At 60.0% G+C, this 15285-nt stretch carries 15 protein-coding genes; 8 read left to right on the top strand and 7 right to left on the bottom strand.

Annotation, left to right across the window (positions count from 1 at the left end):
- Positions 1 to 95: 95 nt before the first annotated feature.
- Genes JBO08_RS27015 through JBO08_RS27030 form a run of 4 tightly spaced genes read left to right on the top strand, consistent with a single transcriptional unit; the run spans position 96 to position 5875 of the window.
- Positions 96 to 2114 carry a type VI secretion system tip protein VgrG gene (locus JBO08_RS27015; RefSeq protein ID WP_220075252.1) on the top strand — a complete coding sequence of 673 codons (2019 nt, stop codon included), beginning with the start codon at positions 96 to 98 and terminating at the stop codon, positions 2112 to 2114.
- Positions 2114 to 2950 (top strand): DUF4123 domain-containing protein, encoded by an 837-nt coding sequence (locus JBO08_RS27020; RefSeq protein WP_065910723.1) that lies wholly within the window; start codon positions 2114 to 2116, stop codon positions 2948 to 2950. The genes JBO08_RS27015 and JBO08_RS27020 overlap by 1 nt, the downstream gene beginning before the upstream one ends.
- Positions 2943 to 3710 carry a hypothetical protein gene (locus JBO08_RS27025; RefSeq protein WP_065910722.1) on the top strand — a complete coding sequence of 256 codons (768 nt, stop codon included), beginning with the start codon at positions 2943 to 2945 and terminating at the stop codon, positions 3708 to 3710. Before JBO08_RS27020 ends, JBO08_RS27025 begins: the two co-directional genes overlap by 8 nt.
- Positions 3711 to 3724: 14 nt before the next feature.
- Positions 3725 to 5875: a lipase family protein gene (locus JBO08_RS27030; RefSeq protein ID WP_065910721.1), complete on the top strand. Its 2151-nt coding sequence runs from the start codon at positions 3725 to 3727 to the stop codon at positions 5873 to 5875.
- Between the two features lie 9 nt (positions 5876 to 5884).
- Here JBO08_RS27030 and codA read toward each other — a convergent pair whose 3' ends face one another.
- The 7 genes from codA to JBO08_RS27065 all read right to left on the bottom strand — a co-directional run bounded on the left by codA (position 5885) and on the right by JBO08_RS27065 (position 12487).
- Positions 5885 to 7120 carry a cytosine deaminase gene (gene codA, locus JBO08_RS27035; RefSeq protein ID WP_065880021.1) on the bottom strand — a complete coding sequence of 412 codons (1236 nt, stop codon included), beginning with the start codon at positions 7118 to 7120 and terminating at the stop codon, positions 5885 to 5887.
- A gap of 27 nt (positions 7121 to 7147) precedes the next feature.
- Positions 7148 to 8353, bottom strand: coding sequence for a PucR family transcriptional regulator (locus JBO08_RS27040; protein ID WP_065874635.1), 1206 nt, complete (start codon positions 8351 to 8353; stop codon positions 7148 to 7150).
- Positions 8350 to 9618: a cytosine permease gene (gene codB, locus JBO08_RS27045; RefSeq protein ID WP_065874636.1), complete on the bottom strand. Its 1269-nt coding sequence runs from the start codon at positions 9616 to 9618 to the stop codon at positions 8350 to 8352. The genes JBO08_RS27040 and codB overlap by 4 nt, the downstream gene beginning before the upstream one ends.
- Before the next feature lie 191 nt (positions 9619 to 9809).
- Positions 9810 to 10433, bottom strand: coding sequence for an NUDIX hydrolase (locus tag JBO08_RS27050; RefSeq protein WP_065874637.1), 624 nt, complete (start codon positions 10431 to 10433; stop codon positions 9810 to 9812).
- A 3-nt stretch (positions 10434 to 10436) separates the two neighbouring features.
- Positions 10437 to 10883, bottom strand: coding sequence for a GNAT family N-acetyltransferase (locus JBO08_RS27055; protein ID WP_220075253.1), 447 nt, complete (start codon positions 10881 to 10883; stop codon positions 10437 to 10439).
- 92 nt (positions 10884 to 10975) lie between these two features.
- Complete coding sequence (queD, locus tag JBO08_RS27060; RefSeq protein ID WP_019692825.1) at positions 10976 to 11332, bottom strand: 6-carboxytetrahydropterin synthase QueD; 357 nt, start codon at positions 11330 to 11332, stop codon at positions 10976 to 10978.
- Between the two features lie 75 nt (positions 11333 to 11407).
- Complete coding sequence (locus JBO08_RS27065) at positions 11408 to 12487, bottom strand: patatin-like phospholipase family protein (protein WP_220075254.1); 1080 nt, start codon at positions 12485 to 12487, stop codon at positions 11408 to 11410.
- Positions 12488 to 12645: 158 nt separating this feature from the next.
- Between JBO08_RS27065 and JBO08_RS27070 the strand changes: the two genes are divergently transcribed.
- Genes JBO08_RS27070 through JBO08_RS27085 form a run of 4 tightly spaced genes read left to right on the top strand, consistent with a single transcriptional unit; the run spans position 12646 to position 15237 of the window.
- The gene (locus JBO08_RS27070) at positions 12646 to 12948 is read left to right on the top strand and encodes a PepSY domain-containing protein (protein ID WP_065874640.1); all 303 of its coding nucleotides are present in this window, start codon (positions 12646 to 12648) and stop codon (positions 12946 to 12948) included.
- A complete protein-coding gene (locus JBO08_RS27075) occupies positions 12948 to 13259 on the top strand; it encodes a PepSY domain-containing protein (RefSeq protein WP_065874641.1) in 312 nt (103 codons plus the stop codon). Before JBO08_RS27070 ends, JBO08_RS27075 begins: the two co-directional genes overlap by 1 nt.
- Positions 13259 to 13927, top strand: a complete 669-nt coding sequence (locus JBO08_RS27080) for a response regulator transcription factor (protein ID WP_065874642.1) — start codon at positions 13259 to 13261, stop codon at positions 13925 to 13927. The genes JBO08_RS27075 and JBO08_RS27080 overlap by 1 nt, the downstream gene beginning before the upstream one ends.
- On the top strand, positions 13924 to 15237 hold the full coding sequence (locus JBO08_RS27085; RefSeq protein WP_065880018.1) for a sensor histidine kinase: 1314 nt from the start codon (positions 13924 to 13926) through the stop codon (positions 15235 to 15237). Before JBO08_RS27080 ends, JBO08_RS27085 begins: the two co-directional genes overlap by 4 nt.
- The last annotated feature ends 48 nt before the right edge of the window (positions 15238 to 15285 follow it).

The raw sequence follows: 15285 nt of genomic DNA on the forward strand, positions 1-15285 counted from the left end.
CAGGGCGTTCAAGGACTTTTTCTCAGCAACTTATTCCACGTTTAGCGAGAGGAAGTATCTCAGGGCGTTCATTCATTAACGGCGGGTAACAACGGATGGTTAACGCGTTTGTTTCGTCACGTTTCAATCTGATTCTTCCACGCATAAATATCGACTTACAAGTATTGGCATTCAAAGGCAGTGAGGCCCTTGATCAACCGTTCTTTATCCACGTGCAGGTGGTCAGTGAAAACCCTTCCCTTGATCTACAGGCGTTGCTTCACCAACCCGCCTACCTGGACTTCGGCGAAATCAACGAAGGCCTGCATGGTCAGGTTTACGCCGTGGGCCGGGACGACCCGGGCCGGCGCATTACTCGTTATCACCTGACCCTGGCGCCCCGCCTGGCTTACCTTGCACACCGGCATGACCAGCGGATTTTCCAGCAGCGCAGCGTGCCGCAGATCATCGCGGCGGTCCTGGAACAGCATGGCATCCTGGCGGACGCCTATGCATTCGAGCTAGGCCCTGTGGTTTATCCGCCGCGCACGTTCTGTGTGCAGTACGCGGAAAGTGACTTGCACTTCATCCAGCGGCTGTGTGAAGAGGAGGGCATTCACTACCATTTTCGTCACAGCGCGGACGCTCACCTGTTGGTCTTTGGTGATGACCAGACCGTGTTTCGCCGCTTGCCCGTGCAGCGCTACTGCCCTGACGGCGGGCTGCAAGCCGATACAAAAGTGATCCAGCGTTTCGACCTGCGCTTGGCCATCCGTAGCCAAAAGACGGTGCGCCGGGATCACGACTTTGAACATCCCTCGTTGCACCTGCAGGACAGCGCCGGTTCTGCTTCGATACTCCCGCTTGAGGACTATCGGTACCCCGCAGGTTTTGCCGGCCATGCCCGCGGCAGGCAATTGGCGCGTCGAGGGCTGGAGCGTCACAAACGCGACCGGCATCGGGCATTGGGCAAGAGTGATCAACCCGCACTGCGCAGTGGGCATTTCCTTGAACTGCGTGATCATCCCGACCCTTCCTGCAACGACCTTTGGCTGATCACTTCGGTACGCCACGAGGGTTATCAACCGCAGGTGCTGGAGGAGGCTACACCTGCGGCTGAGGTGTTCCGGGGGTACCGCAATCGCTTTGTCGCGACACCCTGGCAGGCTGTGCATCGGCCGCCCCTCAAGCACCCCAAACCGACCATCAATGGCAGCCAGACCGCAACGGTGACTGGGCCAGACGGTGAGGACGTGCATTGCGACGCCTATGGCCGGGTGAAAGTGCGCTTTCACTGGGACCGCCTGGACAAGGCGGATGATAAAAGCAGTTGTTGGGTTCGGGTTGCATCCGGGTGGGCCGGCGATGGGTTCGGCGCAACGATGATCCCGCGCGTGGGCATGGAAGTGCTGGTGACTTTCCTGGAAGGGGACCCGGACCGGCCGCTGATCAACGGTTGCCTGCCGAACGCACTGCACCGGCCGGCCTATCCTTTGCCACAGCACAAGACCCGCAGTGTCTTGCGCAGCCGCAGTTCCCTTGGCGGCGAGGGCGCCAACGAAATGTACCTGGAAGACCGTCGTGGCGAAGAGCTTGTTTACCTGCGTGCGCAGCGCGACCTGGAGCAACGGGTCGGCCATGACAGTCGGTTGGAGGTCGCGGGGGAACGGCGAGAAGTTATCCATGGTTTAAGCACGACTCACGTTGAAAGTGAAGAGCATCGTCATGTCACCGGCGATCGCAAAGTCGTGCTCAAGGCGAGCGATTACCTTGATGTGCAAGGCGATAGCCGGACCCACGTGACTCAGAACTTGGTCATTGAGGCGGGGCAGCAGCTTCACCTCAAGTCCGGTGCCAGCCTGGTGATCGATGCCGGTGCGCAACTGAGCCTCCGAGCGGGAGGAGAGCATCTGGTCATCCAGGCGGGCGGCATCTTCAGCAGTCGCCCTATCACCCAGGGGGGGTCACCGTCAGGGGGCCTACTGGAGAACACCTTTACGGTGTCCGATGTGCCACGGGTCTCCAAGGTACAAAGCAGCATCATGAACCTGTCCAGGCACCTGGGGGCGGATTACTGCCCGGTGTGCGAGCGCTGTCGTGAAGGCCAGTGTGAGCTGCCGGGGAGGGCTGCCTGATGCAGAACTTGCCAGGCCAATGGATGGCTCAACAGCAGCAAGCTGGGCGACAGCTGTGTTTGATCCTTGAGGGGCACAGTAACGCGCGACAGCCGCTGCTGGCGGCGCGCAGTTTGTCAGAGTATCGCAGCCTCTATGGCCAGACCGTGCTGGCGGAACTGGCGGTGGAGGGCCCGGTGATCCTTCTGTTGAAACAGATGAGCGAGCCCGCGCTGCTCAACCTCTTGCAACAGCCCGAAACGAACTGGGGCTGGCTGGGCGCTTTGCCATGCGAGGACCTGACAGGCGTGGCTCAACACTGGCGCGACCGTTTGCTGGTGGGGCAGGAAGGCGAGCAATCGCTCTACCGTTTTCACGACAACCGCACTCTGGCGCGTGCATTGGCCTATCTGTGCCTGGAGCACTGGCCGGTATTCCTCGGCCCGTTGATCAGCGTGTGCTACTGGCACGAAGACCGCTGGCGCACGGCTGACAACCCAGCCCCCGGTGAGCATTCGCTGCCTGACCCGGTCCCTTGGCTGAACACGCCCAACCCAAACGCCGAAGCCATCCTGCACGCCAATATCCTGCGTTACCTGTTGACCGAACACAGCGAAGACTTGGTCGCACTGGTGGAATTCCAGGACCCGAGAATCTGGCTGATACAGGTGCTGGAACAGGCGCGGGCCTGGCAATGGCAGGGGCCGGAGCAGTTGGAGTTTTTGGTGGTACGCAGGTTGGAGGAGGCCACAAGGAACAGCTTTATCCGGTGGCAACCGAAAGTGGGAGAAACACCGCAGGAACATTTTCAACGGATGGTGGAGCAGTGGGAATTGATGGGGGAAAAGGATGGGTAGGCGAAGTGTTGGAGTGTTGGTCGCGCTGGGTCTAATGGGTTGTGCGGGAGAGCCGGTTGATAGCGTTACGTTGGAGGTGGATTTACCAGCGGAATTTGAACTCAAAACGGCTGCGAATTATCTGCCCACGACTGGTGAGACCTGCACTTTGCCGCGACGTCGAGGCAAGAGGTCGGAACGGAAAGTGTTCTTTACTGATTACAAATCTTTGCCAAGTCGGGTGAGCTATGAACTACCGCTGAGTGAAAAAATCGAGGGTTGCCCTTCGGTGCTGCGAAGTCTGGAATTTGAGTTTTATGCGAAGTGGGGTAAGCGTGATACGGACGTAGGTGGGGATCGTGCAGGTATTGCCATTCGAGATGGCTGGAATGATCAACTTGGTATGCCTGAGTCGGGTGTACAGGAGCTAATCGGGCAATGTCAGTGGCGGTTCAGGACGGTGGGGCCGTTTCATGCGATCAGGAAGCTTCTGCGATGTCGCTCGATGAATGAAAGGGGAGAGTTGCAGAATTCTCTGGCCGGTGGTGTTGCTCAACGTGATCAGTTAGCAGGGAAAACGCTCAGGATGGTGCTGACGGTCACTGATGAGGAAGAGCCAGCTGTTGGGGATAACTGGGTAGTCGTACCAGGAGGCTGGAGGCGTTGTAAAGGTAAAAACTTTGAGGACCTTTACGGCTTTTGTGACGGCAATACCACCGACTTTAAGCCTATAAAAATGCCGGATGGTCGTGTTTGTGATGTCTATCCATCGTGTAAATAACAAGGAGCAAGTTCATGACGCTGGATGCATGGAAGCAATCTTTTTTCAGTGATAGAAAGCCGGCCTGTTCAGTGCGTGGGCATTGGGTGAGCTTTTGCCTCGTCGATGAACTGGGCGTGGGAACGGCATACGGTGGCCTGCCTTACACTGTCCACGATAGTGCAGGGCAGCAGTACAAAGGCAGGTTAGATGGAGAAGGGTTTGCCAAGTTGCAAGATATTTATTGTGGGCCTGTGGTGCTTGTTTTTGATGACCTGTATTCAGGTACAGAGCAGCCCTATCATTGGCTGATGTTGCGTTCCACCTACAAGCTACCTATCACCGAGCTTCAAATTCGGGCGGAGCAGACTCGGTTTGCTGCTTCTGATGGCCGGCGGCCCGACAGTAATCCTGCTCAGCAAAAGGCCAACCGGTTTTATCAAGTTGAAGTGCGTGATTTAGTCCGTCATGTCGCCCACTTGCCACCGATTATGCGACGGACTTATCAACCCCAGCAGCATGCATTGAAAATGATGGGTGACTTGGGATTCGGGCCCCCTCAGTCGATCTTGGCAGGAATCGTGTTGTTTCCCAACAACCACACCGCTATGGAGGTTCGACCACTGCGGGCCTTACGCCCGATGCTTTCAACGGCAGACAGTTTCTGTGCCTTGAACCTTTATCAGCTGGCACTGATGGCCACCTTGAGTTATTGCCATTTCGGCCAGGAGCCACCTAAAAAGCCTCACGACCAGGTTCAATTCCCCCTCAACCCAAGCGTCGGCCATCTATTTGCCGAAGAGCTATCGGGTTACCACGAGGCTTGGCGATTTGATGCAGAGCAAGTGGACCGTTTCTACCCCCTTTACGAAGAGGTCCCTTACTCCCGGCGTTTTGAGATTCTACCTTTCGATCCTGAGTTATACCCACAAAACCAACCGGAGCTGGAGGATGAGCAGGAGCACCCAGCCAATTTGCACTTTTTCGATGATGAAAAGTTTGGGACGGATACCCAGGCTTTTATCACCCATCACGATGACGTAATCCTGATTGCCGTGCGTGGTACCGCGAGCGCTGCAGACGGGTTGCGAGATGCCAACGCCCATCAGGTGGATTTTCTCGAGGGTGTCGGCAAGGCTCACGAAGGTTTTTATGAGGCCTACCGGGCAATGCGTAATTTCGTGCTGCGCTACCTAGACCAATTCCACACCGACCAACGAATAATCATCTGCGGCCACAGCCTGGGCGGCGCAATCGCTTTGCTTTTGGCAGAAGGCCTACGCCGAGCACCGGATGCCAACTACAACATCCTCCTCTATACCTACGGCGCCCCCCGCGCCGCTGATGCCGAATTCACAGCAGGCGCCTCCACCTTGGTCCACCACCGCATCGTCAACCACAACGACCCAGTTCCCAGCGTCCCGGCGCCATGGATGAACACCACCGCCAAACTCTGGGTCCCTGGTGCCGTCACCCTGTTCAGTGCCCCTGCACCGGGCGGCCTGCTGTTCGCCGCCGGTCTGGTTCGTTTCGGTGGGAACCCTTATCAGCACCATGGCGAACAACAACACTTCATGCCGATCATGCTCGCGGATGGCACGCGTTCTTCGGTGCTTTGGAAGCCCGGTTGTGAATCCATTCAAGAAGCGGGTTGCAACCGAGCGTTGCAAGTCCACGGCGACATGCCCGACCGCGAAAACCTGCTAAAACAGCTGTTCCAGGCCAACCAGCACTTCATGACCGCCAGCTACATCCCGGCTGCCTGGGCGACGTTGCGTCGCTGGCAACAAACCCAGGAAAGCGACGGCCCATTGGTCACGCCAAGAGAGTTTGAATTACTTGATCATGCACTGGAGGGCATGCGCCAGCAGTTGCGAAACAAACGCAGGGAACTGGCCCGGCTAAGACCTGCCAACGACCGTGGCTATGAACACAACGAAGCCTTGAACGCCGAGATCGATCGCTTGCACACCAGCCGCGAGCGCCTTGCCACCCTGCGCTGGCGCCGTCTGGACGCCCGTGATGTCTACGGCAGTCACGCCCACGGCGCTCATTTGCAACCCAGCCTCAAGCGCTGGTTCAGCCACCGTGAAAACCGTGAACCGGCCCAGGTCGCCAGTATCCCTCCCGCCACGCAAACCGAATGGGGGAGGGCGCAAACGCTGGATATCGACTCGATCGTATGACCGAGACGTTTACATAAACTCCACCTGCGCTGGCTGACGCTTCATCAACACGTTGCCATTGCGGATCGAGTACAGCGGCAAGCCCTGGCTGCGGATGACCTCGTAGTCGCTGTCCGCCGACAGGATCAACAGGTTGGCTGGCCGTCCAGGCTCCAGGCCGTAGCGGTCACCCAGGGCCATGGCCTTGGCGCTGTTGTCGGTGACCAGGTCGAGGGCGCTTTGCAGGTTGCGGTAGCCGAGCATGTGGCAGATGTGCAAACCGGCTTCGAGCACCCGCAGGATGTTGCCGTTGCCCAGGGGGTACCAGGGGTCGACGATGGAGTCCTGGCCGAAGCACACGTTCATGCCGGCTTCCAGCAGTTCGTTGACCCGGGTGACGCCGCGGCGTTTCGGGAAGGTGTCGAAGCGGCCTTGCAGGTGAATGCTCTCGGTGGGGCAGGAGACGAAACTGATACCTGAGTGCCCGAGCAAGCGAAAGAGTTTGGCGCAATAGGCATTGTCGTAGGAGCCCATGGCCGTGGTGTGACTGGCGGTGACGCGGGCGCCCATGTCGCGGCTGCGGGCTTCTTCGGCCAGCACTTCGAGAAAGCGCGAGTGCGGGTCATCGGTTTCGTCGCAGTGCACGTCCACCAGGCAGCCGGTACGTTCAGCCAGGTCCATCAGGAACTTCACCGAACTCACGCCTTGGTCGCGGGTGTATTCAAAGTGCGGGATACCACCGATCACGTCGGCGCCCAGGCGAATGGCTTCTTCCATCAGCTCGCGGCCGTTGCGGTACGACTCGATGCCTTCCTGGGGGAACGCGACGATCTGCAGGTCGATCAGGTGCGTGCTTTCTTCACGCACTTGCAGCATGGCCTTGAGTGCTGTGAGGTCCGGGTCGGTGACGTCGACGTGGGTACGCACATGCTGGATACCGTGGGCGGCGAGGGTCTGGATAGTCTTTTTGGCGCGGGCCTTGGTGTCTTCCTGGGTGATGGTGGCTTTGCGTTCGCCCCAGCATTCGATGCCTTCGAACAGGGTGCCGCTCATGTTCCAGCGCGGCTCGCCGGCGGTCAGGGTGGCGTCGAGATGGATATGCGGTTCGACAAAGGGTGGAATCACCAGGTTGCCGGCGGCGTCCAGGGCGTCGGCCGCCGCACTCGGTGCGCCCGATTGTGGGGTGATGCTGGCGATCCGGCCATGTTCCAGGTGCAGATCATGCAGGCCTTCACGGTTGCGCAGGCGGGCGTTGATGATGTGCATGGGCAAGTTCCTCTTGGCTAAAAACAGTCAGGCAGACAGCCGCCAGATCATCAGCGCAATGCCGATGTCCAGGCGATCATAAGCATTATCCAGCGTCAGCCCGCACAGGGCTTCGATGCGCTGGACGCGGTGCGTCAGGGTGTTGCGGTGCACGGCCAGGCGCTGGGCGGCGGCCACAAGGTTACCATTCTCGTGAAACCAGGCTTCCAGCGTGGGCATGAGGCTGGGGCCATGGTGCCGGTCGTGGCGCAGCAAGGGGCCGAGGCGTTCATTCAGGAATTGGTCGAGCAGGGCGCGATCACGCACGCCGCTGAGCAGCTTGAGCACGCCCAGTTCGTCGTACACGCATAGCCCGGCGCGTTCGCTGAAACGCCGCGCAGCCGCGAGTGCCTGGCGTGCTTCCTCCTGCGCCTGGGCCAGGCGTGCGGGTGGGTGAGCGGCGGCGCTGAGGCCAATAAACAATTTAAGCGGCGACAGGCGCAGATTCAGTGGGTTGAGCCAGTTGGCCAATTGCTGGCGGTTGGCCAATGCTGCGGCAGCGTCCTGTGCCGGCAGCAGCAACGTCCATTGGCCGGCTCGACCCTGCACCGGCAACCCGGCCGAGAACTGACGTAAACGGCGGCTGATGGCGTCGTGTTGTCGGGCCAGTTGCGCCTCCACAGAAGCCGCATCACCCTGGGCAAACAGCGATTCACTGCCTTCCAGTTGCAGTTGCACCACCTGCCAATGCCCGGCCAGCGGCATGCCCAACTGCGTGGCCCGGTGCAACAAGAGATCCAGGGATTGGTAGTCGCCGGTCAGCAAGCGTTCCAGTACGTCATGCCGCGAGCGCCCCAACTGCTCGGACTGGATCAGCGCCGAACCGATAGCTTGGGTCACCAATACCATTTTCAGCGAGTAGGGCTGTTCGACCAGCGGCATGCCGGCGGCTTCGGCAGCGTCGAGTAAGCGCTGGGGGATCGCCTGGATATAGGACGGCCCGGTCAGAACCACCAACCCAGCCACTTGACGCTCGCAGGCTTCCTCCAGCAATTGCAGCAGGTTGGCTTCGTCGCGCGGGTGATTGATCCCGGTGACGAATACCAGTTCGCCGCCCAGCACCCATTCGGCGATCCCGCTGTTTTCCGCCACATAAGGCCAGCGCACGCCGTTATCCAGGCCCGCCTCGCCCGCGCGCAGGCGCATGGACTCCAAGCCTGGCAGTGCGAGCACATCGGCAAGGGTCAGGCTCATGCTTGAGCGTCAGCCAACGGCGCTCGCACCCGTAGTACGGCGGTGAGCGCGATGTAGGTCAACGACGCGGCGACGATACCCACCAATGGCGCGACCCAGGGCGAGTTGAACGCCAGCACCGTGCCCACGGCATAGGCGACCAGTCCTGGCCAGTTGAACGCAGGCAGGCGGGCGTCGGCCAGGCGTGGATAGTGGCCGCGATAGCGATAGAAGAAGTCCGCCATGATTACCCCACCAATCGGCGGGATCACCGTACCCAGCACAATCAAATAGGGCACCAGCAAGTCGTACATGCCGAGTAACGCCAGCAGGGTGCCGATCACCGCACCGGCCAGGGTCACGGTCTTGCGCCGTTTGGTGCGCAGCAAGTTGCAGCCGGCCACGGCGAAGTTGTAGATGGTGTTGTCCTGGGTACTCCAGATATTGAGTAGCAACATGGCCATCGCCGCCATGGCAAAGCCTTGCAGCAACAACACTTCGACTACGTCCGGTTGCTGGTAGACGATGGCACCGTAGGCGCCGATCAGCACCATCAAGCCGTTGCCGATAAAGAAACCGATCAGGCTCGCCAGCACCGCCACCTTGGCCGAACGCGAAAACCGCGTCCAATTGGTGGCCTGGGTCGCACCGCTGACAAAGGTGCCGAACACCAGGGTAATCGCCGTGGACAAGTCCAGCTCAGCGGTCGGTACCACTGCCAGCAGTCCGTCCAGTCCACCGACTTTCACTGTGGCTACCCACATCGACAGAAACAGCAGAATGCCCATGGCCGGCACCGCGATATAGGACAGAATTTCCAGCCCACGATAACCAATGTAGGCCGTGGCGCAGAACACCAGACCAAACAACACCATCAACGCAAGCACACTGCCCTGGCTCAGTTCGAAATACTTGCCAAGCACTACGGCAGCAGTGGCAGTACCCCAGGCATACCAGCCGATTTGAGTGAAGCCGAGGATCAAGTCGCTGAGTTTGCTGCCCACTTCGCCAAAGCAGAAGCGCCCCATCAACACTGAATTCAGCCCGCTCTTGAAGGCGATGTAACCCAGGCCTGCGGCGTACATACCCAACAAAAGGTTACCCAGGGCCACCACGCCGAGCATGTCGACGAAACTGAACGCCACCCCCAGCTTGCCGCCGGCAAACATGGTCGCGGTAAAAAAGGTAAAGCCCAGCAGCACCATGGCGGTCGATGCCAGACCCTTGCGCGCATGCATGGGGACTTCGCTGAGGGGGTAGTCGTTGCCCGGTTCTTGCTGCGTCATGTGCCTTGCTCCCTGAGTGAGTGACGCAGCCCTGTTGCACCGTGCGTGCCAAATCGGCAGCAGTGACAAACGCACGGTGGGCGCTGTGCACCGTGCACAGTTTTTATAGCGAAAGAGGGGGGAAGCACAGCAAGGAATGGTCGCAGTGCCCAGTCGGGCACGAAAGCAGTGCAGCAGTGATACAAAGTGGATCAGTCAAACAGCGTCTGAGTCGTCTCGCCGCGATGGAAGGCAAAGGCGGCCTCCAGATCACTTTCGATGGTGCGCCCACGGGACAGCGGCGGCAGTGCACCGAGGCGGAAAAAGCCCACGTCAGTGGTTTCGAACCCGGCCATCGGTGCCGACTGATCCACCGATTCACACAGGAAGTACAGCTTGTAGAAATCCCGCACATCCGGTCGATACAAGCCTTTGGCCTTGTGCGTCACGCTGTACAGTGCCCTGGCGGTTACCGTCAGCCCGGCTTCCTCGCGAATCTCTTTGACGATGTTTTCGGCTGCCGACAAGCCGATATCCGCATACCCACCCGGCAACGCCCAGCAGCCATCGGTCAACTCCCGCACCAACAAAATCCGGTCGCCTTCGATAACCGCACCGCGCACGTCAATCATTGGCGTCGAATAACGCTGGGCAAAATCTGTGACCAGCCCGCAGATACGTTCCAACGGGACATTGCCCAATTGCGCCAGCATGCTGTGGGCAATCTCGGCAATTTCTTCCAGGCGCTCGCGCTCGAAATCATCAGTGCAAAAGTGCAGCCCCGTGGACGCCAGCGCCTGCAAGCGTTTGGCTTGGGCCAGCCAGATGTTTTCCATGGGTTACTCCTGGAGAGGCTTGGTCATGTACACGCGCCGCAGGCCGTGTTCCTCGGCGCGATGGGTTTCAACATAGCCGCGGCGATGGTAGAGCGCGATGTTCTCGGTCATGGCTTCATTGGTGTACAGGCGGATCACAGCGAAACCTGCGTCGATCGCCTGCTGTTCGGCAAAATCCAACAGCAACCGCCCGAAACCCAGGCCCTGGGTCTCAGGGGCGACGGCCAGGTTATCCAGCAACAGCGCGCCGTCGGCCTCCAGCAGGACAATAAAGCCCTGGACTTGCCGGGCGTTTTCCAGCACGTGCACGTCGCCGGCTTCCACCCGTTGGCGATAATCCTCGAGCATCGGCCCGGGCTTACGGCCGATCCGTGCGATATACGGCGAGTAAGCTGCCTGGACGATGGCCTCGATGGCTGCAACATCATGGACAGTGGCGGGGCGCATCATTGCCGCGTGCTCCTTGTGGCAGGGAAGCCACGACTGTAAGGGAGGCAGGCACAAAAAAACCACCGCGTGGGTGGTTTTTTCATATCGCAGGCTTACTCGCCGTGATAAATGCAGCCGCTGGTGCAGGTCTCGTGGATGCGAATCGCACTGAGCTCAGGCAGCAAGGGTTTCAGCTCATTCCAGATCCACTTGGCGAGCACTTCGCTGGTCGGGTTTTCCAGGCCAGGGATGTCATTCAAGTAGTTGTGGTCGAGGCGTTCATAGAGCGGCTTGAAAATCGCCTTGATCTCCGAGAAGTCGCGAATCCAGCCGGTATGGGGATCCAGGTCGCCGCTCAGGTGGATCGCCACCTTGAACGAATGCCCATGCAGGCGCCCGCATTTGTGGCCTTCCGGTACGTGGGGCAGGCGGTGGGCGGATTCGAATGTAAATTCCTTGAAGATTTCCACAGTGTTTTCAGCTCGGTCGGTGTCTGGCAGGCGGCGAGTTTAACAGCTTGATCCCTTGCCGCGCATACCGCTTGGTCATAGCGCCAGTAAGTGCTCGCCCAATTTGCCGTTATCCGCCAGCTCAAGAAACTCATCCCCCAACCGCCGGCTTTCGCTCATCGCGGTCTGCCAATATCTGTTGCGGCTCGGGTCGTCGCCCATAAAGCGCTTGAAGTCGCTGCGGTCCGGCAGTTTGCCGTGGGGCAGGCGGGCGAGGTAGTCCTTGGACGGCGCCAGCAGCAACACGTCCTGCAAACCCTGTGGATTGCTGCGCCGCCACGGCAGGCCTTTGTCGAACCAGCCGGGAATGACCCGGTCAGTAAAGTGCGGGTACAGCACAATGTCATCGCCTTGATAAGGCAGGTCGAGGTGGTAGTCGAGCAGGCCGCCGTCGCGGTAGGTGCCGGCGCCCGCGCCGGGCAGGTCGCGTACGCCTTGCATCACCATGGGAATCGAGCCCGACGCCAGCAGCGCCTGGCGCAGGTTGCCCAATTCCAGGGCGAGGAAGCGTGACGGGAAATCCTTCAACGGATGCACTGGCGGCGCCTGGCGCGGGTCGTGGATGATCAGCCGTTCGAAGTGCCGCGACAGCCGTGCGCGGCCACGCAAATTATCGGCAATCACCGACGACAGGCCCAGCCCGAGGCGACCACGGTGATCATCGGCAAGCAGTCCGTGGCTCTTGACCACCATGATGTTGAGGCGATAGTTGGGGTTTTCCAACACCTGCGCATCGCGGCCGGCCAGCAGGTCGTCGAGCATGCGCTGGCAGCTCTGGCTGACCGCAGCCATGGTCACGCCTTTGGCAAAGCTTTGTTCGTTATACAGGCGCCCGAGGTCCAGCAGACCTTGCACCGGGTCCGGCAGGCACGCACTGGCAAACCGCCAGGAGCCGATGGACGCGCCGATCAGCGCGCGTTCCCGTGGTGCACGCGGCAACCAATCGCCAAACAGCGCCAGGTCCAGGCCTTGGATACCCAGCGCCTTGGGGCCGCCGGCCGCGCCAGGCAGGATGCCAACGTCGGCAGGCGCCAGGCCCTGTTCGCGAATGCGCGCAAAGGCGCGTTTACCGGCCTTTAAGGTCAGGGCGGGAAACTTGATGTGAATCGCTGTCATACCGGTCTCTGTGGAAGCGAGCAGGGTTGTATAGGAAATCTCGCACAATAACTGGGGAAGGAGGATGTCGGAAATTGCCATGGTGGCAATTCAGTTTCAATTAAGTTGCTACAGGTACGGTGGCCGACGTAGGAAAAATCTTGAAACGGAGACTCCCCATGAAGCGCCTTACAGGGCTGGTCGCCGCCGGTATCATCGCCTTCACGGCGATCCAGGCCCAAGCCGTGGACCCCGACAAACCACTGAAAGTGCCTGCCACTGTTACAATTATCGCCTTTGATCAATTGGAAGCCACGGCCCTGGCCTTGCACCCGGGTTCAACACTGCTGGATACCGACCTGGACGAGGAATACGGCAAGTATCTTTACCAAGTTGAACTGGAGGATACCGACGGCATCGAGTGGGAGGTTGAATTGGACGCGCTCACCGGGCAGGTTCTCAAGAATCATCAGGAAACGTAATGAAGGTAAATTTATACGCCGGCAGTCGAATGGCGTTGCTGCTCCTGGTTTTTTGCTCAAGCCTGGCAGCCCGCGATCTTGATCAGGACGAGGCCTTGGTCCTGCGCCAGAACGGCGTGATCCTGCCGCTGGAGCAGTTGCTGGAACAGGCCATGGCGCGTCATCCGGGTTCGCGCCTGCTGGAGGCCGAGCTTGAGAAAAAGCACGGTAAATATGCCTATGAAGTGGAACTGGTCACCGCCGAAGGCGTGGTGCGTGAGATCAAGTTGGATGCATCCACGGGTGCGCTGATCAAAGACGAGGAAGACTGATGCGCCTGCTTTTGGTGGAAGACAACGTACCTCTGGCCGATGAACTGTTGGCCGGCTTGCAGCGCCAGGGCTATGCCGTCGATTGGCTGGCTGATGGCCGCGATGCTGTGTACCAGGGACGCAGCGAACCCTATGACCTGATCATCCTCGACCTTGGCCTGCCCGGTTTGCCTGGGCTTGAAGTACTCGCGCAATGGCGCGCCGCCGCGCTGGCCATCCCGGTACTGATTCTCACCGCGCGCGACTCCTGGGCCGAGCGCATCGAAGGGCTCAAGGCTGGCGCCGACGATTACCTGAGTAAACCGTTCCATCCCGAGGAACTGCACCTGCGCATCCAGGCACTGCTGCGCCGCTCCCATGGGCAGACCAACCAGCCCACCCTGCAGGCGGCCGGCCTGCACTTGGATGAAGGGCGTCAGTGCGTGTTGCGTGATGGCGCAGAGATCCAGCTGACCGCCGCCGAATTCCGCCTGTTGCGCTACTTCATGCTGCATCCCGAGCAAATCCTGTCGAAAAGCCACCTGGCCGAGCATTTGTATGATGGCGAAACCGAGCGCGACTCCAATGTGCTGGAAGTCCACGTCAACCACCTACGCCGCAAGTTGGGGCGCAGCGTGATCGAAACCCGGCGCGGCCAGGGTTACCGGTTTGGCGCCAGCGCCGAATGAGGTCGATCCAGCGGCGCCTGAGCCTGGGCCTGGTCAGCGTGATGGTGATTGTCGGCGTTGCGTTGGCGCAAACCAGTCTGTGGTTGTTCGAAACGGGTTTGCAGCGCTACCTGGAAGCGGGGCTGCGCAACGACAGTGAGAGCCTGCTGGTGGCGCTGGTACGCGGCCCGGATGGCTTGCAACTGCATGAAAAGCGCCTATCGCCAGCGTATCAACGGCCGTTTTCCGGGCACTATTTCCGGATTGATTTCGCCGATACGCACTGGCGCTCCCGCTCGCTGTGGGACCAGGACCTGCCGCAACTGCCCGAGGCCGGCCTCAAGGGCAACCTGCAACTGGGGCCGGAAGGTCAGCAACTGTTGGTGTTGCGCGAGGACTACAAGCGCTTCGGGCAGTCGATTTCCATCAGCGTGGCCCAGGACTACACGCCGGTGCGGGAAAGCTTTCGCCTGATGCGTCAGATCGGGCTGGTGCTGGGGCTGGCGGCGCTGCTGCTGGTGTTGATCCTGCAACGGCTCACCGTGCGCCGCGCCTTGCGACCCTTGGAAACCGCGCGTAACCAGATTGCTCAACTGCAACAGGGCCAGCGTTCGCAACTCGACACCCAGGTGCCACTGGAGCTGGAGCCGCTGGTGGCGCAGATCAACCACTTGCTGGCCCACACCGAAGACAGCCTCAAGCGTTCGCGCAATGCCTTGGGCAACCTCGGACACGCCCTCAAGACCCCGCTGGCGGTACTGTTGAGCGCGGCGTCAAGCGAAGCGCTGAAGGATCACCCTGAACTGAGCAAGCTGCTGCGTGATCAGTTGGAACACGTGCAGCAACGTCTCAACCGTGAACTCAACCGCGCGCGCCTGGCCGGTGAAACCTTGCCGGGTGCGTTGTTCGACTGTGACAAGGAATTGCCGGGCCTGCTCGCCACCTTGAACATGATCCACGGGGAGCACCTGGACCTGAGCTATCACGCCGCGCCCGGGCTGCAACTGCCCTGGGACCGTGAAGACCTGCTGGAGCTGCTGGGTAATCTGTTGGATAACGCCTGCAAATGGGCGGATGCCGAGGTGCGCCTGACCGTCACAGAGACTGGGCACAGCTACGTGCTGGCGGTGGAAGACGACGGTCCCGGTATCCCCGAAACCCAGCGCGATCAAGTCTTCAGCCGCGGTGCACGACTGGATGAACAGATTGATGGGCATGGCCTGGGATTGGGCATCGTGCGGGATATCGTCGAGGTGTGGGGCGGGGTGTTGCAGTTGCAGGAAAGTGCGTTGGGCGGTTTGAAAGTAACGATTGAGTTGCCCAAGCGTTAGTGCTGACACACCACAATCAAAATGTGGGAGCGGGCTTGCTCGCGAATG

Origin of the sequence: Pseudomonas sp. LAP_36, from assembly GCF_019456785.1 — a bacterium.
Taxonomy (GTDB): Bacteria; Pseudomonadota; Gammaproteobacteria; order Pseudomonadales; family Pseudomonadaceae; genus Aquipseudomonas; species Aquipseudomonas tritici.